Origin of the sequence: Burkholderia sp. BCC1998 (assembly GCF_905339875.1) — a bacterium.
Lineage (GTDB): Bacteria > Pseudomonadota > Gammaproteobacteria > Burkholderiales > Burkholderiaceae > Burkholderia.
Window position 1 is genome coordinate 195,895 of sequence record NZ_CAJPHE010000012.1, and the last position, 21,967, is coordinate 217,861.

The 21,967-nt window shown below is 69.2% G+C and carries 22 protein-coding genes; 15 read left to right on the forward strand and 7 right to left on the reverse strand.

Annotated elements, in window-relative coordinates:
- The first annotated feature begins 523 nt into the window (after positions 1 to 523).
- Together U5A56_RS21590 and U5A56_RS21595 are read left to right on the forward strand one after the other, a co-directional pair.
- On the forward strand, positions 524 to 808 hold the full coding sequence (locus tag U5A56_RS21590) for a hypothetical protein (protein ID WP_321924461.1): 285 nt from the start codon (positions 524 to 526) through the stop codon (positions 806 to 808).
- Between the two features lie 57 nt (positions 809 to 865).
- Complete coding sequence (locus tag U5A56_RS21595) at positions 866 to 2,986, forward strand: phosphocholine-specific phospholipase C (protein WP_321924463.1); 2,121 nt, start codon at positions 866 to 868, stop codon at positions 2,984 to 2,986.
- A gap of 54 nt (positions 2,987 to 3,040) precedes the next feature.
- Here the strand turns inward: U5A56_RS21595 and U5A56_RS21600 are convergent, their stop codons facing one another.
- Positions 3,041 to 3,664 carry an alpha/beta hydrolase gene (locus U5A56_RS21600; RefSeq protein ID WP_321924465.1) on the reverse strand — a complete coding sequence of 208 codons (624 nt, stop codon included), beginning with the start codon at positions 3,662 to 3,664 and terminating at the stop codon, positions 3,041 to 3,043.
- Positions 3,665 to 3,921: 257 nt separating this feature from the next.
- Between U5A56_RS21600 and U5A56_RS21605 the strand changes: the two genes are divergently transcribed.
- Genes U5A56_RS21605 through U5A56_RS21625 form a run of 5 tightly spaced genes read left to right on the forward strand, consistent with a single transcriptional unit; the run spans position 3,922 to position 7,000 of the window.
- Positions 3,922 to 4,359, forward strand: coding sequence for a VOC family protein (locus U5A56_RS21605; protein ID WP_044846155.1), 438 nt, complete (start codon positions 3,922 to 3,924; stop codon positions 4,357 to 4,359).
- 4 nt (positions 4,360 to 4,363) lie between these two features.
- A complete protein-coding gene (locus U5A56_RS21610; RefSeq protein WP_124666486.1) occupies positions 4,364 to 5,305 on the forward strand; it encodes a 2-hydroxyacid dehydrogenase in 942 nt (313 codons plus the stop codon).
- Positions 5,306 to 5,334: 29 nt separating this feature from the next.
- Complete coding sequence (locus U5A56_RS21615; protein WP_321924467.1) at positions 5,335 to 6,267, forward strand: hydroxymethylglutaryl-CoA lyase; 933 nt, start codon at positions 5,335 to 5,337, stop codon at positions 6,265 to 6,267.
- A gap of 23 nt (positions 6,268 to 6,290) precedes the next feature.
- A complete protein-coding gene (locus tag U5A56_RS21620; RefSeq protein WP_044846152.1) occupies positions 6,291 to 6,797 on the forward strand; it encodes a YbaK/EbsC family protein in 507 nt (168 codons plus the stop codon).
- Complete coding sequence (locus tag U5A56_RS21625) at positions 6,794 to 7,000, forward strand: DUF1289 domain-containing protein (protein ID WP_124571769.1); 207 nt, start codon at positions 6,794 to 6,796, stop codon at positions 6,998 to 7,000. Before U5A56_RS21620 ends, U5A56_RS21625 begins: the two co-directional genes overlap by 4 nt.
- Positions 7,001 to 7,205: 205 nt before the next feature.
- On the opposite strand, the gene U5A56_RS21630 is transcribed toward U5A56_RS21625, so the two are convergent.
- Entirely contained in the window at positions 7,206 to 8,108 is a 903-nt protein-coding gene (locus tag U5A56_RS21630) for a DMT family transporter (protein WP_321924469.1), read from the reverse strand.
- A 113-nt stretch (positions 8,109 to 8,221) separates the two neighbouring features.
- Here U5A56_RS21630 and U5A56_RS21635 point away from each other — a divergent pair, with 113 nt between their 5' ends.
- Positions 8,222 to 8,713, forward strand: a complete 492-nt coding sequence (locus U5A56_RS21635; protein ID WP_034177375.1) for an Lrp/AsnC family transcriptional regulator — start codon at positions 8,222 to 8,224, stop codon at positions 8,711 to 8,713.
- Between the two features lie 57 nt (positions 8,714 to 8,770).
- Here the strand turns inward: U5A56_RS21635 and U5A56_RS21640 are convergent, their stop codons facing one another.
- A complete protein-coding gene (locus tag U5A56_RS21640; RefSeq protein ID WP_124666483.1) occupies positions 8,771 to 9,667 on the reverse strand; it encodes an alpha/beta fold hydrolase in 897 nt (298 codons plus the stop codon).
- A 280-nt stretch (positions 9,668 to 9,947) separates the two neighbouring features.
- Here U5A56_RS21640 and U5A56_RS21645 point away from each other — a divergent pair, with 280 nt between their 5' ends.
- Positions 9,948 to 10,907, forward strand: a complete 960-nt coding sequence (locus tag U5A56_RS21645) for an NAD(P)H-dependent flavin oxidoreductase (RefSeq protein ID WP_124486615.1) — start codon at positions 9,948 to 9,950, stop codon at positions 10,905 to 10,907.
- Between the two features lie 112 nt (positions 10,908 to 11,019).
- Here U5A56_RS21645 and U5A56_RS21650 read toward each other — a convergent pair whose 3' ends face one another.
- From U5A56_RS21650 to U5A56_RS21660, 3 genes are all read right to left on the reverse strand, one after another.
- Positions 11,020 to 11,982 carry a LysR family transcriptional regulator gene (locus U5A56_RS21650; RefSeq protein ID WP_044846148.1) on the reverse strand — a complete coding sequence of 321 codons (963 nt, stop codon included), beginning with the start codon at positions 11,980 to 11,982 and terminating at the stop codon, positions 11,020 to 11,022.
- 174 nt (positions 11,983 to 12,156) lie between these two features.
- Positions 12,157 to 13,233, reverse strand: coding sequence for a porin (locus U5A56_RS21655; RefSeq protein WP_044846147.1), 1,077 nt, complete (start codon positions 13,231 to 13,233; stop codon positions 12,157 to 12,159).
- Positions 13,234 to 13,602: 369 nt separating this feature from the next.
- Positions 13,603 to 14,100 carry a hypothetical protein gene (locus U5A56_RS21660; RefSeq protein WP_044846200.1) on the reverse strand — a complete coding sequence of 166 codons (498 nt, stop codon included), beginning with the start codon at positions 14,098 to 14,100 and terminating at the stop codon, positions 13,603 to 13,605.
- A 358-nt stretch (positions 14,101 to 14,458) separates the two neighbouring features.
- Between U5A56_RS21660 and U5A56_RS21665 the strand changes: the two genes are divergently transcribed.
- From U5A56_RS21665 to U5A56_RS21690, 6 genes are all read left to right on the forward strand, one after another.
- Positions 14,459 to 15,502 carry a bile acid:sodium symporter family protein gene (locus tag U5A56_RS21665; RefSeq protein WP_124520621.1) on the forward strand — a complete coding sequence of 348 codons (1,044 nt, stop codon included), beginning with the start codon at positions 14,459 to 14,461 and terminating at the stop codon, positions 15,500 to 15,502.
- Between the two features lie 442 nt (positions 15,503 to 15,944).
- Complete coding sequence (locus U5A56_RS21670; RefSeq protein ID WP_321924473.1) at positions 15,945 to 17,783, forward strand: phosphodiesterase; 1,839 nt, start codon at positions 15,945 to 15,947, stop codon at positions 17,781 to 17,783.
- Positions 17,784 to 18,135: 352 nt separating this feature from the next.
- The gene (locus U5A56_RS21675; RefSeq protein ID WP_044846144.1) at positions 18,136 to 19,155 is read left to right on the forward strand and encodes a LacI family DNA-binding transcriptional regulator; all 1,020 of its coding nucleotides are present in this window, start codon (positions 18,136 to 18,138) and stop codon (positions 19,153 to 19,155) included.
- Positions 19,152 to 20,432 carry an AGE family epimerase/isomerase gene (locus U5A56_RS21680; RefSeq protein ID WP_321800561.1) on the forward strand — a complete coding sequence of 427 codons (1,281 nt, stop codon included), beginning with the start codon at positions 19,152 to 19,154 and terminating at the stop codon, positions 20,430 to 20,432. The genes U5A56_RS21675 and U5A56_RS21680 overlap by 4 nt, the downstream gene beginning before the upstream one ends.
- Positions 20,429 to 21,337 (forward strand): carbohydrate kinase, encoded by a 909-nt coding sequence (locus tag U5A56_RS21685; RefSeq protein WP_321924475.1) that lies wholly within the window; start codon positions 20,429 to 20,431, stop codon positions 21,335 to 21,337. Before U5A56_RS21680 ends, U5A56_RS21685 begins: the two co-directional genes overlap by 4 nt.
- A gap of 98 nt (positions 21,338 to 21,435) precedes the next feature.
- Entirely contained in the window at positions 21,436 to 21,657 is a 222-nt protein-coding gene (locus U5A56_RS21690) for a hypothetical protein (protein ID WP_044849082.1), read from the forward strand.
- Positions 21,658 to 21,760: 103 nt separating this feature from the next.
- Here U5A56_RS21690 and U5A56_RS21695 read toward each other — a convergent pair whose 3' ends face one another.
- Positions 21,761 to 21,955 (reverse strand): DUF2905 domain-containing protein, encoded by a 195-nt coding sequence (locus U5A56_RS21695; protein WP_321924477.1) that lies wholly within the window; start codon positions 21,953 to 21,955, stop codon positions 21,761 to 21,763.
- Positions 21,956 to 21,967 lie beyond the last annotated feature (12 nt).

Here is a 21,967-nt window from a genome sequence, read left to right on the forward strand (position 1 = left end):
CGCCGCCCGTGCCCGGTTGGCCGCGCGGGACAGCGCGTGCATCGGCGCTGCGAGCAATTCCGGTGCCGCAAGCCGACACGGGTCTTCGCCTGCGCCGGGCAGATTGCGTTCATGCGTTGCGAACGGACCGCACGCAGGTATCGGTTACCGCTCCTGTCACGTGCGTGCCGCTACGCTGGCGCGTGGCTGACCGCCGGCTGTCGATGCGGTAAAAAACACGCATTCGGGAGTCGCGCTGGCGACACATCGACCGACGCTGGCCAAAAGCGTCCGCACCGCCGTGCACGACACGTCGCATCGCGTACATGGTTCGTCGCGTTGCACGCGCGTGTAAATGCGCGCGGCCACTACATCCGCCATGAAAATTCGGCGGGTCGACCCGGCTCCGCCGCCGTGAAAGCATATGGTCAGCATCACGAAAGCCGTTCGCGATCACGCGCCGGTCGCAAACGATTCACCGAATCGTCGCATCGCACGGGCATACTCGAAAACGTTTCCCGATCCGCCTGCCAGGAGAGAAGTGATGCGTCGTGTTGCCCTCGTCGTCGTTCTATGTGCCGCCGCCTTCGCCGCCGCCTGCAGCGACAACGCGCCGCACGACGCGCACGCAACCGACGCCTCGCAACAGGCCGGCGCATCGTCCGGCGCCGCGAGCGCGTTCAACAGCGGCGCGGGCGCGAAAGCCGCCGCGTCCGATGCCGCGCCGCTCGCGCCGCCCGTCGTCCACTACCCGCCCGACGATGACGACGACGCGAAGCCCGCGACGAACGCGGGCGCGTCCGCCATCGCCGCGTCGTCGCCGCACTGATCCCGCCGTTCCTGTTGGTGTCCCCAGTCCCCGATCGCAGAACCGAGGTGAAATAACATGACGTCATCCAGCCGCCGCCGTTTCCTGCATACCGTCGCACAGTCGGCGGGCGCGGCCGTCGCGCTCAACGCGTTCCCCGAATCGATCCGCCGCGCGCTCGCGATTCCGGCCGCGCGCGGCACCGGCACGATCCGCGATGTCCAGCACATCGTCGTGTTCATGCAGGAGAACCGCTCGTTCGACCATTACTTCGGACACCTGCGCGGCGTGCGCGGCTACAACGACCGCTTCCCGATTCCGCTGCCGAGCGGCAAGCCGGTGTGGTACCAGCCGTCGAAGGAAGACCCGGCGAAGCCCGTGCTGCCGTTCCGGCTCGACACGAAGACGACCAGCGCGCAGTGCCTGGGCGCGCTCGACCACTCGTGGGCGAAGACCCACGCGGCGATCGACGGCGGCCGCTACGACCAGTGGCCCGCGAACAAGACCGACATGACGATGGGCTATCACGTGCGCGAGGACATCCCGTTCCATTACGCGCTCGCCGATGCGTTCACCGTGTGCGACAACTACTTCTGCTCGCTGCCGGGGCCGACGCATCCGAACCGTTCGTACCTGATGACGGGCACGGTCGACCCGACCGGCAAGTTCGGCGGCCCGCTGCTCGACAACGCCGACTACGTCGACGGCGACCTGCCGCCCGCGTACCAGCTGCTGTCGTGGACGACCTTCCCCGAACGGCTCGAGGCGCACGGCGTGTCGTGGCAGATCTACCAGCAGGGGCTCACGTGGGCCGATCCGTACAACGGCAACTACGGCACGAACATCCTGCAGAACTTCACGAACTTCATCAACGCGAAGCCGGGCTCGTCGCTGTACCAGCGCGCGCAGACGGTGCGCACGCTCGACAACCTGAAGGACGACGTGATCAACGACCGGCTGCCGCAGGTGTCGTGGCTGCTGCCGCCCGCCGTGTTCTCCGAGCATCCGAAATACACGCCCGCGTACGGCGCGAACTACACGTCGCAGATCCTCGACGCGCTGACGTCGAACCCCGACGTGTGGGCGAAGACGGTGCTGTTCATCATGTACGACGAAAACGACGGCTTCTTCGATCACGTCGTGCCGCCGCAGCCGCCGACCTCGGCCGCGCAGGGCGCATCGACCGTGACCACCGACGGCGAGCTTCATACGGTCGTGAATCCCGGCCGCGGCGGCAGCTACACGGCCGACGGGCTGCCGTACGGCCTCGGGCCGCGCGTGCCGATGACGGTCGTGTCGCCGTGGTCGAAGGGCGGCTTCGTGTGCTCGCAGGTATTCGACCACACGTCGGTGATCCGCTTCATCGGCGAGCGCTTCGGCGTCGACGAGCCGAACATCACGCCGTGGCGCCGGACCGTCTGCGGCGACCTCACCGCCGCGTTCGACTTCCGCTCGTCCGACGCGACGTTCCCGACGCTGCCCGATACGAGCCAGTACCGCTCGATCGCCGACCAGCAATGCACGTCGCAACCCGCGCCGAGCGTGCCCGCGACGCCGTCGCCGATCGACCCGCAGGAACCGGGCGTGCGCCCGGCGCGTGCGCTGCCGTACGAACTGCACGTGAACGCGAGCCTCTACGGCGGCAACACGCTGCGCATCGAGTTCGCGAACCGCGGCAACCAGGGCGCGCACTTCCAGGTGTACGCGACCAACCGCACCGACGGCCCGTGGCGCTACACGGTCGGCGCGCGCCGCGTGCTGCACGCGGACTTCGACCTGACGGAGACGAACGGCGCGTATGCGTTCTCGGTGTACGGGCCGAACGGCTTCGTGCGGATGTTCGCGGGCAACGTGTCGGCCGCGACGGCGCGCCGGCGCAACCAGGCGCAGCCGGAGGTGAAAGCCGGCTACGACATCGCGAACGGCAACCTGTACCTGAAGCTGCGCAACCACGGCAGCGGTCACGTGACGCTGACGCTGACCGACAACGCGTACGGCACGCCCGCGCGCCAGGTGACCCTGCACGGCGGCGATGAACGCGTCGAGCAATGGGCGCTCGCGTCGAGCCACCACTGGTATGACGTGACGGTGAGCGACGGCGTGAACGGCACGTTCTCGCGCCGCTTCGCGGGCCACGTCGAGAACGGCCGGTCGAGCTACTCGGATCCGGCCGCGGTGGGCCCGGTCTCCGCGTCGTAAGCGCGGCGGCACGACGGTGCGCGGCGTCGGCCGCGCGGCGCGTGCCGTCGAATCTCAGATCGCGTGCGCGAGCGCGCGCTCGACGGGTGCGACGTCGAAGCCGTCGTCCGCGTCGCGAAAGCGCAGCGGCGCCGCGCAATGCACCAGCGTGTCGATGAAGTACTTCGCGCGCGGCCACGGCCCGAAGCCGGCCGCGGTGTTGATGTGGCCCGCGTCGCCGAGGTTCACGAATGCGCTGCCGAGCCGCTGCGCGAGCGTGCGCGCATCGGCGAGCGGCATCCACGGGTCGGTTTCGCTGCCGATCACGATCGACGGCACCGCGAGCCGGCGCGCGTCGAACGGCCCGGCGAACGTGAATTTCTCCGGACTGGCGGGCGCGACGAGCAGCACGCCCGCGACGTCGGCCGCCTGCGGCCATTGCGCGAGCGCATGCGCGGCCGCGAGGCAGCCGAAGCTGTGCGCGGCCAGCACGAACGGGCCGCGCTCGCGTTCGAGCAGCACGCGCACGGACTGCGCCCAGCGCGCGAGATCGGGGGCGTCCCAGTCGGCCTGCTCGACCCGCAGCGAACGCGGGAACTGCCGCTCCAGCCAGGTCTGCCAGTGGGCGCCTTCGCTGCCGTGCAGGCCCGGAACGGTCACGAGCCGCGGCGGCCACGCCGATTTGCTGCATGCGCGCATGATTGCCCTCGCTTGCTTTGCTTGGAGACGAGGTTCGATTGTGGCGTGGCGTGCGCGGCGGCCGAACCAATATTTTGTGCTTTGCTTTTGCGCGCGACGGTAGCCGGGCGACCGCCGGCGCGGGCCCCGCGGTGCGGGCCGGCAGCCTCGCGGCGGCGCAATGCGCCGCGAAACCGTAGAATGTGGGCTTCCCGCTTGCCTTGCATCAGATCGAACCGGGGCGCCCCGCGCCGGTTCCGATCGACAGGAGACGCCCGATGTCCGCTACGCCCGCCGGCGCGCTGCGCCCGTTCCATCTCGCCTTCCCCGTGTCGAGCCTCGCCGGCGCGCGCGCGTTCTACGGCGGCCTGCTCGGCTGCCCCGAGGGCCGCAGCTCCGAGCACTGGGTCGACTTCGACTTCTTCGGCCATCAGCTCGTCGCGCACCTCGCGCCGGACGAAACCGGCAAAAGCGCGGTGAACCCGGTCGACGGCGACGATGTGCCCGTGCGCCATTTCGGCGTCGTGCTGTCGATGGACGAATGGCATGCGCTCGCCGACAAACTGAAGGCCGCGCATACGCGCTTCGTGATCGAGCCGCATATCCGCTTCAAGGGCGAGGTCGGCGAGCAGGCGACGATGTTCTTCCTCGATCCGTGCGGCAACGCGCTCGAGTTCAAGGCGTTCGCCGACATCGGCCAGCTGTTCGCGAAGTAAGCGCATGAAGATCCTGTTCTACTCGCCGCACCAGGAAGCCGGCGCCTGGCGCGACGCGATCGCGCAGGCGCTGCCCGAGGCCGAGCTGCGCGCGTGGCAGCCGGGCGACACGGCCGCCGCCGACTACGCGCTCGTGTGGCGCGCGCCGCGCGAGCTGTTCGCGCCGCGCGACGGCCTGCGCGCGATCTTCAACCTCGGCGCGGGCGTCGATGCGCTGCTCGCGCTCGATCGCGCGCATCCCGGCACGCTGCCGCGCGACGTGCCGCTGGTGCGCCTCGAGGATTCGGGCATGGCGCGGCAGATGATCGAATACGTGACGCACGCGGTGCTGCGCTACCTGCGCCGCTTCGACGAATACGACGCGTTGCAGCGCGAGCGCCGCTGGCAGGTGCTGGAGCCGCATCCGCGCGCGAGCTTCACCGTCGCGGTGCTCGGCCTCGGCGTGCTCGGCGCGCAGGTCGCGCAGGCGCTCGCCGCGCTCGGCCTGCCGGTGCGCGGCTACAGCCGCAGCCCGAAACGGCTCGACGGCGTCGCGACCTTCGCGGGCGACGACGCGTTCGACGCGTGCGTCGACGGCGCGAAGGTGCTCGTCAACCTGCTGCCGAGCACGCACGATACCGACGGGATCCTGTCGGCGCGGACCTTCGCGAAGCTGGCGCCGGGCGCATACCTGGTGAACGTCGCACGCGGCGCGCATCTCGTCGAAGCCGACCTGCTCGATGCGCTCGCGAGCGGCCAGGTCGCCGCCGCGACGCTCGACGTGTTCCAGCACGAGCCGCTGCCGGTCGACCACCCGTTCTGGCACGCGCCGCGCATCACGATCACGCCGCACAGCTCGGCCGAGACGCTGCGCGACGAAGCCGTCGAGCAGATCGCCGGCAAGATCCGCGCGCTCGAGCGCGGCGAGCGCGTCGGCGGCATCGTCGACTACGCGCGCGGCTACTGAATTCCACCTACACGAAACCGGAGACAACCATGACGTTCCCCACCGCCGTCAAGATCGTCGAAGTCGGCCCGCGCGACGGGCTGCAGAACGAAAAGACCTTCGTACCGACCGACGTGAAGATCGCGCTCGTCGACCGGCTGTCGCGCGCCGGCTTCCGCAATATCGAGGCCGCATCGTTCGTGTCGCCGAAATGGGTGCCGCAGATGGCCGACGGCGCCGACGTGATGGCCGGCATCGAGCGTCGCCCGGGCACCGTGTATTCGGTGCTCACGCCGAACCTGAAAGGCTTCGAGAACGCGCTCGCCGCACGCGCCGACGAAGTGGTGATCTTCGGCGCGGCGAGCGAGGCGTTCTCGCAGCGCAACATCAACTGCAGCATCGCGGAGAGCATCGCGCGCTTCGAGCCGGTCGCGAAGGCCGCGAAGGATGCCGGCCTGCGGCTGCGCGGCAGCGTGTCGTGCACGCTCGGCTGCCCGTACCAGGGCGAGGTGCCGGTCGCGTCGGTCGTCGACGTCGTCGAACGCTTCGCCGCGCTCGGCTGCGACGAGATCGACATCGCCGACACCATCGGCGTCGGCACGCCGACGCGCACGCGCGAAGTGCTGTCGGCCGTCACGCGCGTGTTCCCGCGCGAACGGCTGTCGGGCCACTTCCACGACACCTACGGCCAGGCGCTCGCGAACATCTACGCGGCGCTGTTCGAAGGGATCGAGATCTTCCACGCGTCGGTCGCCGGCCTCGGCGGCTGCCCGTACGCGAAGGGCGCGACCGGCAACGTCGCGACCGAGGACGTGCTGTACCTGATGCAGGGCCTCGGCATCGACACCGGCATCGATCTCGCGCAGGTGGTCGCCGCCGGCGACTTCATCTCGAACGCGATCGGCCGCGCGAACGTGTCGCGTGCCGGTCGCGCGCTGCTCGCCAAGGCGCAGAGCGCGGCCGACGCGCCGAGCTGCGCGTGACCCCGACACTCACCGGACTCCCCATGACGACACCCGCTTCATTCGACTCTCTCCCCGATTCCGCGCGACGCGTCGCGCTGCTGCTGCGCGAACGCGGGCATGCGAAAGGGATCGTGATGCTCGCCGAAACCGGCAAGACCTCCGCCGAAGCCGCGGCCGGGCTCGGCTGCTCGGTCGCGCAGATCGCGAAGTCGATCCTGTTTCGCCGCGAATCCGACGGCCTGCCGGTGCTCGTCGTCGCGAGCGGCGTGAATCGCGTCGACGAGAAGAAGGTCGCCGCCCAGGTCGGCGCGGTCGGCCGCGCCGATGCGAAGTTCGTGCGCGACCATACCGGCTACGCGATCGGCGGCGTGTGCCCGATCGGCCATCTCGTCGAACCGGTCACGCTGATCGACGCCGACCTGCTCGAGCTCGACAGCCTGTGGGCGGCCGCCGGCCATCCGCACGCGGTGTTCAACCTGTCGCCGCAGGAACTCGTCGCGCTGACGGGTGCGCCGGTCGCCGACGTCGCATTGCGTAACGACGCATGAGCGACGTGCCGGTACCGGTCGGCACGGTCGCCTCGCCGTGCACCGACGTCTGCAGGATCGATCCGCGCACCGACTGGTGCGCGGGCTGCCTGCGCACGCGTGACGAGATCAAGGGATGGCGCGCGTCGGACGACGACGCGAGACGCGTGTTGCTCGCGCGGCTCGACGCGCGGCGGCGCCTGCTCGCGCGGAGCGGCGCATAAAAAAATGCCGTTCGGCCTGCTTGGCGAACGGCATGAGATCGGAATCCTGTGAACGTGATCAACGTCACAGCCGCATGATACGAGCGACGCTGCAGCGTCGCATCGGGTGTTTCCCTACAACTCCTTACGGCCTGTCTGGCGCGCAATCCGCGTGCCCGGAGGCGACGCCGACGGGCCTGGCGGCAAGCCGAATCGCACAACCGTTTCAGTTGCCGACCGCCGCGCGACGCGCGGGCACGATGCGCCAGCCGAGGTTCACGCCGGCCGCCGCGAGCAGGATCAGCAACGCGCCGAGCACCTGCGTCCACGCGAGCGTCTGCCCGAACGCGACGCGATCGACGATGATCGCGACGACCGGATAGACGAACGACAGCGCGCCCGTCATCGCGACCGGCAGCTTCTGGATCGCGCCGTACAGCAGCACGTACATCAGGCCGGTGTTGACGACGCCGAGCACGACGAGATCGAGCCACTGCGCGGCCGTCGCCGGCAGCGTGTCGAAGTGCGCGAACGGTGCGAGCAGCACGATGCCGAGGCCGGCCTGCAGCAGCGCGAGCAGGTGCGGCGGCGTGCCCTTCAGGTGCTTCGTGACGATCGACGACACCGCGTACAGGAACGCCGCGCCGAGCGACAGCGCGACGCCTTCGAGATATTCGCCGGGCACCGCGAGCACGGCCGGCTCGACCCGCACCACGCAGACGAGCCCGATGAAGGCGAGCGCGAGCCACGCGATCGTCGACGCGCTGATCCGTTCGCGGAACACGAGCGCGCCGAGCGCGACCAGCATGAACGGCTGCGTGTTGTAGACGGCGGTCGCCATCGAGATCGACGCGCGCGAATACGCGGCGAACAGCAGCAGCCAGTTCGCGACGATCGCGACGCTGCCGAGCGTCGCGAGCGCGAGCATGCGCGGCGAGAACAGTGCGCGGCGCAGCAAGCCGAGCGCCGCGCAGACGATCGCGAGCGTCGCGGCGCCGAACAGGCAGCGGAAGAACACGACATTGGTGAGCGGTTGCTGCGACGACATCACGAGCCAGCCGATCGTGCCGGACATCAGCATCGCGACGACCATCTCGGCGGCACCGCGGCGGATTTCGTTCGAGGCCATCATGGACTCCGTTTGGCGAGAGAAGATGACTTCGATTCTAGGAACTTGCTTTCCGTGCATCCACGGCTAAACTGAAGCGAAACGACCGATTCACCTTCGAAAGCAAAGCGATCATGTCGAAACGCCTTTCCCCACCCGCCGTCGCGTCGCTGGACGCGACCGACCGCGCGATCCTCGCGGCGCTCGCCGAGGATGCGCGCATCGCCACCAGCGAGCTGGCGCGGCAGATCGGGCTGTCGGCGCCCGCGACCGCCGACCGCGTGCGGCGGCTCGAGGCGCAGGGCGTGATCGCGGGCTTCACCGTCGAGCTCGACCCGCGCGCGCTCGGCTACACGCTGCAGGCGATCGTCCGCGTGAAGCCGCTGCCGGGGCAGCTGCATCTGGTCGAGGAGGTGCTGCGGCGGATTCCGGAATTCGTCGAATGCGACAAGGTGACCGGCGAGGACTGCTTCATCTGCCGGCTCTACCTGCGCACGATCGAGCACCTCGACGACATCCTGTCGAAGGTGACGGAGCGCGCGGAAACGAGCACGGCGATCGTGAAATCGACGCCCGTGCCGCGCCGCCTGCCGCCGCTGGTCGAAGACGACGCCGCGCGCCGCTGATCCTCGAACGCTGGCGGTCGACGCACAGCAAACGCCGCGCGCCGCGGCCGGCACCGCTCACGCGGCCGCGTCGCGCGCTTCGAAGAACGCGAGCAGCTCGTCGATCAGCGCGACGGGCGCCTCTTCCGGAATGTAGTGCCCGCAATCGAGCGCGCGGCCGCTGACGTCGCGCGCGACGCGCCGCCATTCGTCGAGCGGATCGAAGCAGCGGCCGACGATCCCGTGCTCGCCCCACAGCACGCGCAGCGGGCACGCGACCTTGTTGCCGCGCTCGAGATCCGCGCGGTCGTGTTCGAGATCGATCGTCGCCGACGCGCGGTAGTCCTCGCACATCGCATGTACGGCGCCCGGCTGCGCGAGCGCGGCGCGATACGCGGCGAGCGCCTCCGGCGCGAACGGCGCGAGCCCGGCCGAACGGTTGCCCATCACGCGCTCGATGTACGCATCGGTGCGGCCTTCGATCAGCGTTTCGGGCAGCGGCGCCGGCTGGATCAGGAAGAACCAGTGGAAATACGCGGTCGCGAACGCACGGTCGGTCTGCTCGTACATCGCGAGCGTCGGCGCGATGTCGAGCAGCATCATCCGCTCGACGGCCGCCGGATGATCGAGCGCGAGCCGGTGCGCGACGCGCGCGCCGCGATCGTGCGCGCACACATGGAATTGCTCGAAACCGAAATGGCGCATCACGGCGACCTGGTCGGCCGCCATCGCGCGTTTCGAATACGGCGCGTGCCGCGCGTCGCTCGGCGGCTTGCCCGACGCGCCGTAGCCGCGCAGGTCGGTCGCGATCACCGTGAAGTGATTCGCCAGCGTCGCGGCGACGCGATGCCAGATCATGTGGGTCTGCGGGTGGCCGTGCAGCAGCAGAAGCGGCGGCCCCGCGCCTCCTTTGACACCGAAGATGTCGGTGTCCTGCACCGTCACGCGAAACGGTGCAAACGCCTCAAACGACATGGTTTGTTTCTCGTTGGTTTGTTATGGCGGATATTGTAGGAGCGCCCGGCCGGCTGCTGCGCGCGCCAGATGCCCGAACGCGTAGAAAGAGAACACTCACTCGATTGTCGCCTCGCCGCGCGGTTTGTTAAGCTCGCGTAGAATCGCACGACCGTTCGTATTAATATGAACGCGCGGCTGTACCGCTACACTCGAAGCACCGTTCGACCGCCAAGCATGCATGCCGGCGTCGGCGCGACCGCGCCGGGCCCGGCCGCCCCTCGAGACTGGAGACATCAACATGGCATTGCCCGCCGTCCTGCAGAACCTGACGCTGCCCGTCATCGCGTCGCCGATGTTCATCGTCAGCTACCCCGAACTCGTGCTCGCGCAATGCAAGGCGGGTATCGTCGGATCATTTCCCGCGCTCAACGCCCGTCCGGCCGAACTGCTCGACGAATGGCTGACGCAGATCCAGTCCGAACTCGCCGACCACAAGGCGAAGCACCCGGACGCGGTGATCGGCCCGATCGCGGTCAACCAGATCGTCCACCAGTCGAACGCGCGGCTCGAGCACGACGTGCGCGTGTGCGTCGAGCACAAGGTGCCGATCTTCATCACGAGCCTGCGCGCGCCGGCGCGCGAGATCGTCGACGCGGTGCACAGCTACGGCGGCATCGTGCTGCACGACGTGATCAACCTGCGCCACGCGCAGAAGGCGCTCGAAGCGGGCGTCGACGGGCTGATCCTCGTCGCGGCGGGCGCCGGCGGCCATGCGGGCACGACGTCGCCGTTCGCGCTCGTGGGCGAAGTGCGCAAGATGTTCGACGGCCCGATCGTGCTGTCCGGCGCGATCGCCAACGGCGGCTCGATCCTCGCCGCGCAGGCGATGGGCGCCGACTTCGCGTACATGGGCACGCGCTTCATCGCGACGCAGGAAGCGCACGCGGTCGAGGACTACAAGCACGCGATCCTCAACGCGAAATCGTCCGACATCGTCTACACGAACCTCTTCACCGGCGTGCACGGCAACTACATCCGCGAGAGCATCGAGAAGGCCGGCCTCGATCCGGACGCACTGCCGGAATCGGACAAGTCGAAGATGAATTTCGGCGGCGACAAGGCGAAGGCGTGGAAGGACATCTGGGGTGCCGGCCAGGGTGTCGGCCTGATGGACGACCTGCCGAGCGTCGGCGCGCTCGTCGAGCGCCTGAAGCGCGAGTACGACGACGCGAAGGCACGACTCGGCATCGCGCGCTGACGCGGGCGGCGGGTTGCGCCACCGGCGCGCACGACGTCGGACCAAACAAAAAAGCGCGAACCGCAACGGCTCGCGCTTTTTTCATGTCCGCCACGCGGGCGGCCGGCGCCGGTCAGCCCGCGCGCTTGATCCGCGTGATCGGCAGCACGCGCAGGCGCGACTCGATCGACGGGCACAGCGACTGCCCTTCGAATCGTGCCGCGAGGAAGTCGACGAACGAGCGCACCTTCGCGGACACGTGGCGACGGCTCGCGTACACCGCATAGATCGGCGCCTCGTGCGGCGGCACGGCGTCGAGCAGCACCGGCACGAGACGGCCGGATTCGATGTCGTCGCCGACCACCTCGGTGCCGAGCAGCGCGATGCCCGCGCCCGCGAGCACGGCCGCGCGCAGCCCCTCGAGATGGTTCACGATCAGGTTGCCGTTCAGGTTCACGCGCGACGCGGCGGCCGCGTCGATCACCAGCGAATCGAGCATCGTCGAATTCGAATCGCGACGCAGGTAGTTGTGGTGCGCGAGATCGGCGATCGTCTGTGGCGTGCCGTGCTTGTCGAGATACTCGGGCGACGCGACCAGCAGGATGTGCGCGGTCGCGATCTGCCGCGCGACCAGCGACGACGATTTCAGCCCGTTCGGCGCCGCGCGCACCGCGACGTCGTAGCCTTCCTCGATCAGGTCGACCACGCGATCGGACAGCGTCACGTCGACGGTTACGTCCGGGAACCGACCCGCATAATCGGTGACGGCCTGCATCACGTGCCGCAATCCGAACGCGGACAGCGACGTCACGCGCAGGCGGCCCTGCGGCACCACGCTCGCGGCGCCGACCGCCTGTCCGGCTTCGTCGAGTTCCGACAGCGCCTGCACGAGGCGCTCATAGTATTCGCGTCCCGCCTCGGTCGGCGCGACACGTCGTGTCGTGCGATGCAGCAGCCGCGCGCCGAGCTGCTGCTCGAGATGCATCACGTGCTTGCTCGCCATCGCGGCCGACATCTGCATGCGCTCGGCCGCGCCGACGAAGCTGCCCACTTCGACGACGTAGCGAAACACATTCATGCTGACGAGGGTATCCATCGAACTAGCTCGCAATTCCTGGGAATTATGCAATTACGAGATAGGGTAACAAAGGCGAGGAAACAAAAAGGTCAACAAAGGCAAAACGGCGCCGCGAAAAGGGCGCCGTTTTTTTCGGGGCGGAATGCCGGCAGACGCGACGCGCGTTGTGTGCGCGTCCGAACCGACGAATCGTCAGAACTTCGCGCGGATGCCTGCGCCGAACGTATTGCCGCTCGACAGGCCGCTGATGTGGTCGTTCATGTACGCAGCGTAGACGTCGGTGCGCTTGGACAACGGATAGTCGTAGCCGACGGCCCAGGTCTGGCGCGTCTGGTCGAGGCCGCCGCCGTCGCGCGAGTACGCGTACGACGCCATCGCGTTGCCGACGCCGAGCGGCACCGACACGCCGCCCTGCGCGGTGTTCACGTGCCAGCTGCCGGCGACCTGGTCGTTCTTCGTATACATGTACTGGCCGAACAGCTTCACGTATTTCAGGTCGTAGGTCGCGCCGACCAGCCCGATGCCCTGGCTCTTCATGCCGGTCACGAGCGAGCTCAGGTCCTGCGGGCCGTTGTTGAAGTTCACGTACTGGTAGACGGCGGTCGCCGCGAACGGGCCGTTCGCGTAGTTGAACTGCGCGCTCCACTTCTTCGAGCGGTTGTCGCCGGCCGTGTTGCCGAGCGCGTACATCGCCGCGAAATTCAGGCCCCCGAACGAAGGCGACGTGTAGGACAGCGCGTTGTTCCAGCCCGAATCGCCGACCGCGCCCTGGTCGCTCGGATAGGTCGGGAACGTGCCGAGGCCCAGGAACACGTGGTACACCATCGGCGAGAAGGTGTACGAATCGTAGAACGGGTTGAACAGGATCGTCGACAGGAACAGGTGCGTCGTCAGGCGGCCCGCCGTCACCGTGCCGTACGGCGAGCTGACGCCGACGTATGCGTTGCGCGCGAAGAACGTGTCGCCCTGGAAGCGGCCGAACTGGCCGTTCTGCGCACGGAAGAAGCTCTCCAGCGTGAAGATCGCCTTGTAGCCGTCGCCGAGATCCTCGGCGCCGTGCAGGCCCCAGTAGGACGTCGACATCCCGCCGCCCGACACGTTCCATGCGCGATCGCCGCCCGGGAACTTGGTGGCGCCGACCCATTCGTCGACCTGACCGTAGAGCGAGACGCTCGACTGCGCGTGAACGGGTGCGGTTGCGGCCACGCAGGCGGCCGCGGCGATCAGCTTGACGGACGTGCGCGACGCACGGCGAGCGAATGCTTTCATGGGATCTCCAGGGTTTTGTCGAATGTCGATAAGTGGCGCGAGCGTTGTTGTTTGGAGCCGATTGCTTGCGTCGTATGGGGCGCAGCCATCTTTACGGAACCTGCGTCCCGTCAAAATTGCGCACACTTATTGCGGGTATAGCGGCAGCATTAACTTCGCGGAATCGGCACATGGCCAGGCGCGCCGCAGCGGCCCCGCGCGGTGCGGGCACGCGACGGGACGGCCGCGAGGGGCGCGCGTGCCGGGCGCGAAAGATAGCGCAATGCGACGGGAAAATCAGCGGAAATCTATGCGCGACTGTGGCGAATTCGCATCACAGCCGGCGGGGGAACGAACGCGCGAGGCGCGCTCGGCGAACGCGCGGGGCGCTCAGTTTCGGTAGAACGGGGAGAAAAACGGCGAGTGGGAAGGCTCTTCCTGCGCGCGGGGCGGCGGCATCGGACGGCCGCCACGCTCTTCGTTGTAGCGCGCGACGTCGGCGCGGATCGAGCCGGCCCGCAACGGAACGTTGCCGCCGCCCGGCGGGCGCGGCATCTGGCGGGACTCGGCGCTGATCGGACGATACGGGCTCTGCGCGGCGTAATGACCGTAAGACGGCGTCGGACGCAGGCCCCAGCGGGAACCGTAGCCGCTCACGCCGCCGGCACGCGCGCCGCCCGGCGGCAGCGCCCGGCGCCATACCTGCGCGTTGCCGGCCGGCTGGCCGTACATGCGCATGTCGCCGCCACCGAAACCGTGACCGAAGCCATGACCGCCGCCGAACGCCTGACCGCCATGCGGCGGTTGCGCGAGCGCGAGCGGCATCAGCAGCGCGCCGAGCACGCCTGCCACCCATCGTCCGACCTTCAGTTTCACCCGTTCCGTCATCATTCAGTGCCTGTTGCCGCTCGCCGCCGGCTGTTTCCAGCCGACGCAAGCCTTTCAGCAGTAATTTATGAGCGGTCCCAAACGGTGTCGAGCCAAAAAGTGTTATGTCGCGGGCATCGGTGTAACACCATGTTACTGCTAGGTTTTTTCACTTCAGGGTGGGATCGCGACAGAACATTCTTCTGCCGCTCCGCGCGTCGCCGGGCCGCCGCGGGCGTGCCGTGTTGCGCAGCCGCATCATGCAACCGATTCATCAATGGATTCGTACAATGAATTTGTTTATTGAATGACCAACCGGGACAATACCGGCTTCGCGCGCGCGACATGTGCGCCCGCCGTTTCCGAATCGAGTTCCCCGATGGCCCGTCCCCGTTTTCTTCCCGACAACTTCACGCTCGCGCTCGTCGGCACCGTCGTGCTCGCGAGCCTGCTGCCGTGCCGCGGCCCGGCCGCCCATGCGTTCAATTGGGCGACCAACATCGCGGTCGGCCTGCTGTTCTTCCTGCACGGCGCGAAGCTGTCGCGCGAAGCCGTCGTCGCGGGCGCGACCCACTGGCGGCTGCATGCGGTCGTGCTGCTCAGCACGTTCGCGCTGTTCCCGCTGCTCGGCCTCGCGCTGAAGCCCGTGCTGCAGCCGCTCGTCACGCCGACGCTGTATGCCGGCGTGCTGTTCCTGTGCACGCTGCCGTCGACCGTCCAGTCGTCGATCGCGTTCACGTCGATCGCGAAGGGCAACGTGCCGGCCGCCGTGTGCGCGGCATCGGCGTCGAGCCTGCTCGGGATCTTCGTGACGCCGGCGCTCGTCGGGCTGATGATCACGTCGCAGTCGGCCGCGGCCGCGTCGCCGTGGAGCACCATCGGCAGCATCGTGATGCAGCTGCTCGTGCCGTTCATCGCCGGCCAGCTGCTGCGGCCCGTGATCGGCGGCTGGATCGAACGCAACCGCGGCGTGCTGCGCTTCGTCGACCAGGGCTCGATCCTGCTCGTCGTCTACGTCGCGTTCAGCGAGGCCGTGAACCAGGGGCTGTGGCACCAGATTCCGGCGCGCGCGCTCGGCGGCCTGCTGATCGTCAACGTCGTGCTGCTCGTGATCGCGCTGGGGCTGACCGCGTTCGTCAGCAAGCGGCTCGGCTTCAACCGGGCCGACCAGATCACGATCATCTTCTGCGGGTCGAAGAAGAGCCTCGCGGCCGGCGTGCCGATGGCGAAGGTGATCTTCTCCGCGCAGGCGGTCGGCGCGATCGTGCTGCCGCTGATGCTGTTCCACCAGATCCAGCTGATGGCTTGCGCGGCGCTCGCGCAACGCTGGGGCGCGCGCGACACGAGCGGCGAGCGCGACGGCGACGCGGGTGCGGCCGGTGCCGCACGCGGGCGCGGTGCGCTGAGCGCGGGCAAGCGCTGACGCGGGAGGCTGCGCGGCCGGCATGGCTGGCCGCGCTGGGGTGTTCGTCTTGTTCCTTTCGTCCCTGCCTCTCGCCTCTCGCCTCTCGCCTCTCGCCTCTCGCCTCTCGCCTCTCGCCTCTCGCCTCTCGCCTCTCGCCTCTCGCCTCTCGCCTCTCGCCTCTCGCCTCTCGCCTCTCGCCTCTCGCCTCTCGCTTCTCGCTTCTCGCTTCTCGCTTCTCGCTTCCCGCTTCCCGCTTCCCGCTTCCCGCTTCCCGCTTCCCGCTTCTCGCCTCTCGCTTCCCGCTTCCCGCTTCCCACTCCCCGCCTCCCCGCCTCCCCGCCGCGCAGCCCGCCGCGACGCATGCACCATCGACGCGCATCGCGTCACGAAATCTTCATTCAATTCTCCGCGCGCACTGCCGTTAAAGTCGGGCGTCCCGTCGTCTCGGCCGCCTTCGTCCATGCCCGCGCCCCATCCCGACTCGCCCGCCGCCCCCACCACACGCCTGATCGCGGAACGCGCGCTCGCGGCCGTGTTCCAGCCGATCGTCGATCTCGGGTCGGGCACGGTCGTCGGTTACGAAGGCCTGATCCGCGGCCCGCGCGGCACCGACCTCGAGCCGCCGGCCGCACTGTTCGCGCAGGCCGCCCGCGACGGCACGACCGTCGCGCTCGAACAGGCGGCCGCGCGCACCTGCCTCGACGCATTCGCGGCGCTCGGCTGCGACGGCAAGCTGTTCCTCAACTTCAGCGCGGGCACGATCCTGCAACTCGCGCGCGAACGCGAGCGCGCGCGGCAACTGCTCGTGCGCGCGCGGATCGGCGCCGAGCGCATCGTGATCGAGCTGACCGAGCAGACCGCGCTGCCGGACGTCGCGCGCATCGGGCCGGCGGTCGCCTCGCTGCGCGACGCCGGCATCCAGTTCGCGCTCGACGACTACGGCACCGCGAGCGCGAGCATGAACCTGTGGCTGCGCCTGCATCCGGATGTCGTGAAGATCGACCGCTTCTTCATCCACGACATCGCGCGCGATCCGCTCAAGTTCGAGGCGGTCAGGGCGATGCAGCACTTCGCGCAGGCAAGCGGCGCGCAACTGATCGCGGAAGGGATCGAGAACGAGTGCGACCTGCTCGTCGTGCGCGACATGGGCATCGGCTGCGTGCAGGGCTTCCTGCTCGGGCGGCCGGACGCGCAACCCTCGCCGGTCGTCGCGCCGGCCGCGCGCGACGCGATCCGCGCCCCGCACATCGCGGTGTTTCCCGGTGCGACCCGCGCCGTGCGGCCGGCCGGCACGATCGCGGCGAAGATGCTGGTCGCCGCGCCGGCGCTGCCGCGCGACGCGACCAGCAACGACGTGCTCGACCTGTTCAACCGGATGCCCGCGCTGCACGCGGTCGCACTCGTCGAACGCGACCGGCCGGTCGCGCTCGTGAACCGGCGCGGCTTCATCGACCGCTTCGCGCTGCCGTACCACCGCGAGGTGTTCGGGAAGAAGCCGTGCCTGCAGTTCGCGAACGACGCGCCGCTGATGATCGACAACGCGACGACGGTCGAGCAGCTCGCGATGCTGCTCGCGAGCCACGACCAGCGCTACCTCGCGGACGGTTTCGTGATCACCGAACACGGCCGCTACGTCGGGCTCGGCACCGGCGAAAGCCTCGTGCGCGCGGTGACCGAAATGCGCATCGAGGCCGCGCGCTACGCGAATCCGCTGACGTTCCTGCCCGGCAACATCCCGATCAGCGCGCATATCGAGCGCCTGCTGGCGCGCGACGCCGGCTTCCACGCGTGCTACGTCGACCTGAACCAGTTCAAGCCGTTCAACGACCAGTACGGCTACTGGCAAGGCGACGAAGTGCTGAAGTTCGCGGCGACGGTGCTGGCCGGCGTGTGCGATCCGCAACGCGACTTTCTCGGACACGTCGGCGGCGACGATTTCCTCGTGCTGTTCCAGCGCGACGACTGGCACGCGCGCGCGGCCGACGCGATCGCGCGCTTCAACGACGGCGCGCAGCGCTTCTACACGCAGGCCGACCGACTGGCGGGCGGGCTGCGCGGCGAGGACCGCTACGGCAACCCCGCGTTCTTCGGCTTCGTGACGATGGCGATCGGTGTGGTCGGCGTGCCGGCCGGCGCGAACGGCGCGATACGCTACGGCAGCGACGAGATCGCATCGGTCGCGGCGCTCGCGAAGCGGCGCGCGAAACAGCAGCCGGGCGGGCTCGCGGTCGTCGATCTGGACGCGGGCCGCGCGGCGCTGCGCGATCGCGGCGAGCCGCCGCACGCGGCGGCAGGCTGAGTGGCGGGCGGTTGCCGGTCGCAGGCAGGTCGCCAGCCCGCCCGAGCGACGTTGCCGGTGCCGCGTCGGCCCGGCCGGGCCGCGCCCCGGCAACCGCCGGCCGATCGCCCCGCCGGCCCCGTTCACGCCGGGCAGCGGAACGTGCCCCGACGCTCCACCTGCCGGCACCGCCACATTCCGCGTGATCACCTTGCCTTTTCCGCGTTTTGTTTAGTATTTTTAGTAACGGCGTTTTCGCAGATTAGCTCGCAAAAACCCGCTATTTCCGGGTATTCCCCGGTTATCCGGCCCGAATTAGGCGCCGCGTTTACTATACAATCGCCGTCACCCTAAACAAACCGGATCCCGAACGATGGGCACCACCATTCGCGACGTAGCGCGGGCGGCAGAGGTCTCGATCGGCACCGTCTCCCGCGCGCTGAAAAACCAGCCGGGCCTGTCCGAAGCCACGCGAGCGCGCATCGTCGAGATCGCGCAGCGGCTCGGCTACGACCCGGCCCAGTTGCGGCCGCGCATCCGCCGGCTCACCTTCCTGCTGCACCGCCAGCACAACCGCTTTCCCGCCAGCCCGTTCTTCTCGCACGTGCTGCACGGCGTCGAGGACGCGTGCCGCGAGCGCGGCATCGTGCCGACGCTGCTCACGGTCGGCCCGAACGACGACGTGCTGCGCCAGATGCGCCCGCACGCGCCCGACGCGATCGCGGTGGCCGGCTTCATCGAGCCCGAGACGATCGAGGCGCTCGCCGCGACCGGCCGGCCGCTCGTGCTGATCGACCTGTGGGCGCCCGGCCTGCGCTCGGTGAACATCGACAATGCGACGGGCGCGGCGCTCGCGATGCGTCACCTGCTCGCGATCGGCCGCTCGCGGATCGCGTTCATCGGCGGCTCGGCCGCGCACTACAGCATCGCGCAGCGCGCGATCGGCTACCGGCGCGCGTTCTTCGAGGCCGGGCGGCTGTTCGATCCCGCGTACGAAGTGACGATCGACGCCGGGCTCGACCCCGACACCGGCGCCGCGCGGGCGATGCAGCAGCTGCTCGACGCGCCGGGTCCGCGCCCGGACGCCGTGTTCGCGTACAACGACGCCGCCGCGCTGGCCGCGCAGCGCGTGTGCCTCGCGCGCGGCGTGCGGATTCCGGAAGACATCGCGATCGTCGGCTTCGACGACATCCCGGCCGCCGCGCACGCGAACCCGCCGCTCACGACGCTCGCCGTCGACAAGGAAGCGCTCGGCCGCCGCGGCGTCGAACTGCTGCTCGCGGAAGCCCCCGAGCGCACCGAGATCTCCCTGCCCGTCGAGCTGATCGTACGGGCCAGCAGCCAGCCCGCCGGCTCACCGGCGCTCGATACCGCCACGGTCACCGAATCATGAACATGCCCCCGGCCCAATCCCGCACGGCCACGCCGGCCAACCACGCGCAAGCGGCACCGTTCGTCGCGAGCTTCCGCGATCCGTCGTTCCTGCTGTCGCACATCGAGGACACGCTGCGGTTCTACGCGACGAACGCGTTCGACCCGACGGGCGGCTTCCACCACTATTTCCGCGACGACGGCAGCGTCTACAACCGCACGTCGCGGCATCTGGTCAGCAGTTGCCGGTTCGTCTTCAACTACGCGATGGCGTACCGGCATTTCGGCGATCCGCGCCATCTCGACTACGCGCGCCACGGGCTGCGCTTCCTGCGCGACGCGCACTGGGACGAGGCGCTGCAAGGCTACGACTGGGAGCTCGACTGGCGCGACGGCACGAAGCACGCGACGCTCGACGGCACGCGCCATTGCTACGGGCTCGCGTTCGTGCTGCTGGCCGCCGCGCACGCGACGATGGCCGGCATCGACGAAGCGCGCGCGCTGATCGCGTCGACCTACGAGCTCGCCGAACACCGCTTCTGGGATGCGGCCGCCGGCCTCTACGCGGACGACGCGACGCCGAACTGGATCGTGTCGTCGTACCGCGGCCAGAACGCGAACATGCACATGACGGAAGCGCTGCTCGCGGCATACGAGGCGACCGGCCACCTCACCTACCTCGATCGCGCGGAAAAGCTCGCGACCCACATCACGCAGCGCCAGGCCGCGCTGTCGGGCGGGCTCGTGTGGGAGCACTACCACGCGGACTGGTCGGTCGACTGGGACTACAACAAGGAAGACAGCTCGAACATCTTCCGTCCGTGGGGCTTCCAGCCCGGGCACCAGACCGAATGGGCGAAGCTGCTGCTGATCCTGGAGCGGCACCGCCCGCTGGACTGGCTCGTGCCGCGCGCGGCCGAGCTGTTCGACGCGGCGCTCACGCACGCGTGGGACGCCGATCACGGCGGCCTCTGCTACGGCTTCGGGCCCGACTTCACGATCTGCGACCACAACAAGTATTTCTGGGTGCAGGCGGAGACCTTCGCGGCGGCCGCGATGCTCGGCGCGCGCACCGGCAGCGAGCGTTTCTGGGATTGGTACGACGAGATCTGGCGCTACAGCTGGGCGCATTTCGTCGATCACCGCTACGGCGCGTGGTACCGGATCCTCACCTGCGACAACCGCAAGTACAGCGACGAGAAAAGCCCGGCCGGCAAGACCGACTATCACACGATGGGCGCGTGCTACGACGTACTCGCGACCCTCGCGCGCGCGGCGCGCAGCGAGCCGACGCAATGAGCGGCGGCACCTTTCCGGCCTTCGTGTCGGCGGGCGACATCCTGACCGACATGGTGCGCGCAGGCGACGCGCAGTGGACCTCGGTGCCGGGCGGCGCCGGCTGGAACGTCGCGCGCGCGGTCGCGCGGCTCGGCCTGCCGAGCGCGCTCGCGGGCGCGATCGGCGAGGACTGCTTCTCCGACGTGCTGTGGCGCACCAGCGAGGCCGCCGGGCTCGACCTGCGCTTCCTGCAGCGGGTCCCGCGTGCGCCGCTGCTGGCGATCGTCCACGAGACGCGGCCGCCCGCGTACTTCTTCATCGGCGAAGCGAGCGCGGACCTCGCGTTCGACCCGGCGCGGCTGCCGGCCGGCTGGGCCGCTCACGTGAAATGGGCGCACTTCGGCTGCATCAGCCTGGTGCGCGAGCCGCTCGCGGGCACGCTCGTCGCGCTCGCGGCCGACCTGCACGCGCGCGGCGTGAAGATCAGCTTCGATCCGAACTACCGCAACCTGATGACGGCCGCGTACCGGCCGACGCTGGAGACGATGGCCGCGCTCGCCGACCTGATCAAGGTCTCCGACGAGGACCTGCGCCATCTGTTCGGCGGCGACGGCCCCGACGCGGTCGCGGCGGTGCGCGCGCTGAATCCGCGCGCGGCCGTGCTCGTCACGCGCGGCGCGCAGGCGGCGACGCTGTACGCGGACGGCGACGTGCTCGAGGCCAGCCCGCCGCGCGTCGAGGTGGTCGACACCGTCGGCGCCGGCGACGCGTCGATCGGCGGCATGCTGTTCAGCCTGATGGCCGCCCCGCAGCGGTCGTGGCGCGAGCATCTCGCGTTCGCGCTCGCGGCGGGCGCCGCCGCATGCCGGCACACGGGCGCGCACGCGCCGACGCTCGACGAGGTCGTCGCGCTGCTCGAAGGGTGACGGGATGATGACGGCGCGCTGATCGGTCGCCGATATGCGGCGCTGTACATGCTGCGCCGCAGTGCTACGATGAAGTGTCCTATTGCGGGAGAGGCACGATGGACACGAACACGTTCACGAAGGGCATCTACACGGCCAAGGCGCATACGCAGCACGCCGCCAACGGACAGTTCCAGGGCTACGTGATCCTCGCCCGGGACGACGGCGACGAGACGGAGAACGTGCGCTACGACGTCCACACGACGAGTCCGAGCGAGGAAGAGGCGTTCGACGAGGCGAAGGCGCTCGCGCACCGGATCCTCGGCGAAATCGAACTGTGATGCGCGAGCTTCAATGCACGAGCCGTCATGCACGAACTGCCCCGCGCCGAACCCGTCACGCGCGCGCCGCGGCCGGACCGCGACGCGCCGTCTTCGGCACGACTCAGAGCAGCCGCGCCACCACCGACACCAGCATCGTCAGCACCAGCGTCGACATGAACGGGAACGGATAACGCCGCCCGCCGAGCGTCAGCGTGACGTCGCCCGGCATCCGCCCGACGCCGAACTTGCCGAGCCACGGCCAGCAGCGCGTCAGGATCATCACCGCGACGAACGACGCCATCAGCCAGCGCAGCATCCCGTGCTCCCT

Bases quoted from the DNA above. Each gene is read 5' to 3' on its own strand.
- U5A56_RS21590 (WP_321924461.1), top strand. From the start codon at position 524: ATGCGTCGTGTTGCCCTCGTCGTCGTTCTATGTGCCGCCGCCTTCGCC.
- U5A56_RS21595 (WP_321924463.1), top strand. From the start codon at position 866: ATGACGTCATCCAGCCGCCGCCGTTTCCTGCATACCGTCGCACAGTCG.
- U5A56_RS21600 (WP_321924465.1), bottom strand. From the start codon at position 3,664: ATGCGCGCATGCAGCAAATCGGCGTGGCCGCCGCGGCTCGTGACCGTT.
- U5A56_RS21605 (WP_044846155.1), top strand. From the start codon at position 3,922: ATGTCCGCTACGCCCGCCGGCGCGCTGCGCCCGTTCCATCTCGCCTTC.
- U5A56_RS21610 (WP_124666486.1), top strand. From the start codon at position 4,364: ATGAAGATCCTGTTCTACTCGCCGCACCAGGAAGCCGGCGCCTGGCGC.
- U5A56_RS21615 (WP_321924467.1), top strand. From the start codon at position 5,335: ATGACGTTCCCCACCGCCGTCAAGATCGTCGAAGTCGGCCCGCGCGAC.
- U5A56_RS21620 (WP_044846152.1), top strand. From the start codon at position 6,291: ATGACGACACCCGCTTCATTCGACTCTCTCCCCGATTCCGCGCGACGC.
- U5A56_RS21625 (WP_124571769.1), top strand. From the start codon at position 6,794: ATGAGCGACGTGCCGGTACCGGTCGGCACGGTCGCCTCGCCGTGCACC.
- U5A56_RS21630 (WP_321924469.1), bottom strand. From the start codon at position 8,108: ATGGCCTCGAACGAAATCCGCCGCGGTGCCGCCGAGATGGTCGTCGCG.
- U5A56_RS21635 (WP_034177375.1), top strand. From the start codon at position 8,222: ATGTCGAAACGCCTTTCCCCACCCGCCGTCGCGTCGCTGGACGCGACC.
- U5A56_RS21640 (WP_124666483.1), bottom strand. From the start codon at position 9,667: ATGTCGTTTGAGGCGTTTGCACCGTTTCGCGTGACGGTGCAGGACACC.
- U5A56_RS21645 (WP_124486615.1), top strand. From the start codon at position 9,948: ATGGCATTGCCCGCCGTCCTGCAGAACCTGACGCTGCCCGTCATCGCG.
- U5A56_RS21650 (WP_044846148.1), bottom strand. From the start codon at position 11,982: ATGGATACCCTCGTCAGCATGAATGTGTTTCGCTACGTCGTCGAAGTG.
- U5A56_RS21655 (WP_044846147.1), bottom strand. From the start codon at position 13,233: ATGAAAGCATTCGCTCGCCGTGCGTCGCGCACGTCCGTCAAGCTGATC.
- U5A56_RS21660 (WP_044846200.1), bottom strand. From the start codon at position 14,100: ATGACGGAACGGGTGAAACTGAAGGTCGGACGATGGGTGGCAGGCGTG.
- U5A56_RS21665 (WP_124520621.1), top strand. From the start codon at position 14,459: ATGGCCCGTCCCCGTTTTCTTCCCGACAACTTCACGCTCGCGCTCGTC.
- U5A56_RS21670 (WP_321924473.1), top strand. From the start codon at position 15,945: ATGCCCGCGCCCCATCCCGACTCGCCCGCCGCCCCCACCACACGCCTG.
- U5A56_RS21675 (WP_044846144.1), top strand. From the start codon at position 18,136: ATGGGCACCACCATTCGCGACGTAGCGCGGGCGGCAGAGGTCTCGATC.
- U5A56_RS21680 (WP_321800561.1), top strand. From the start codon at position 19,152: ATGAACATGCCCCCGGCCCAATCCCGCACGGCCACGCCGGCCAACCAC.
- U5A56_RS21685 (WP_321924475.1), top strand. From the start codon at position 20,429: ATGAGCGGCGGCACCTTTCCGGCCTTCGTGTCGGCGGGCGACATCCTG.
- U5A56_RS21690 (WP_044849082.1), top strand. From the start codon at position 21,436: ATGGACACGAACACGTTCACGAAGGGCATCTACACGGCCAAGGCGCAT.
- U5A56_RS21695 (WP_321924477.1), bottom strand. From the start codon at position 21,955: ATGCTGCGCTGGCTGATGGCGTCGTTCGTCGCGGTGATGATCCTGACG.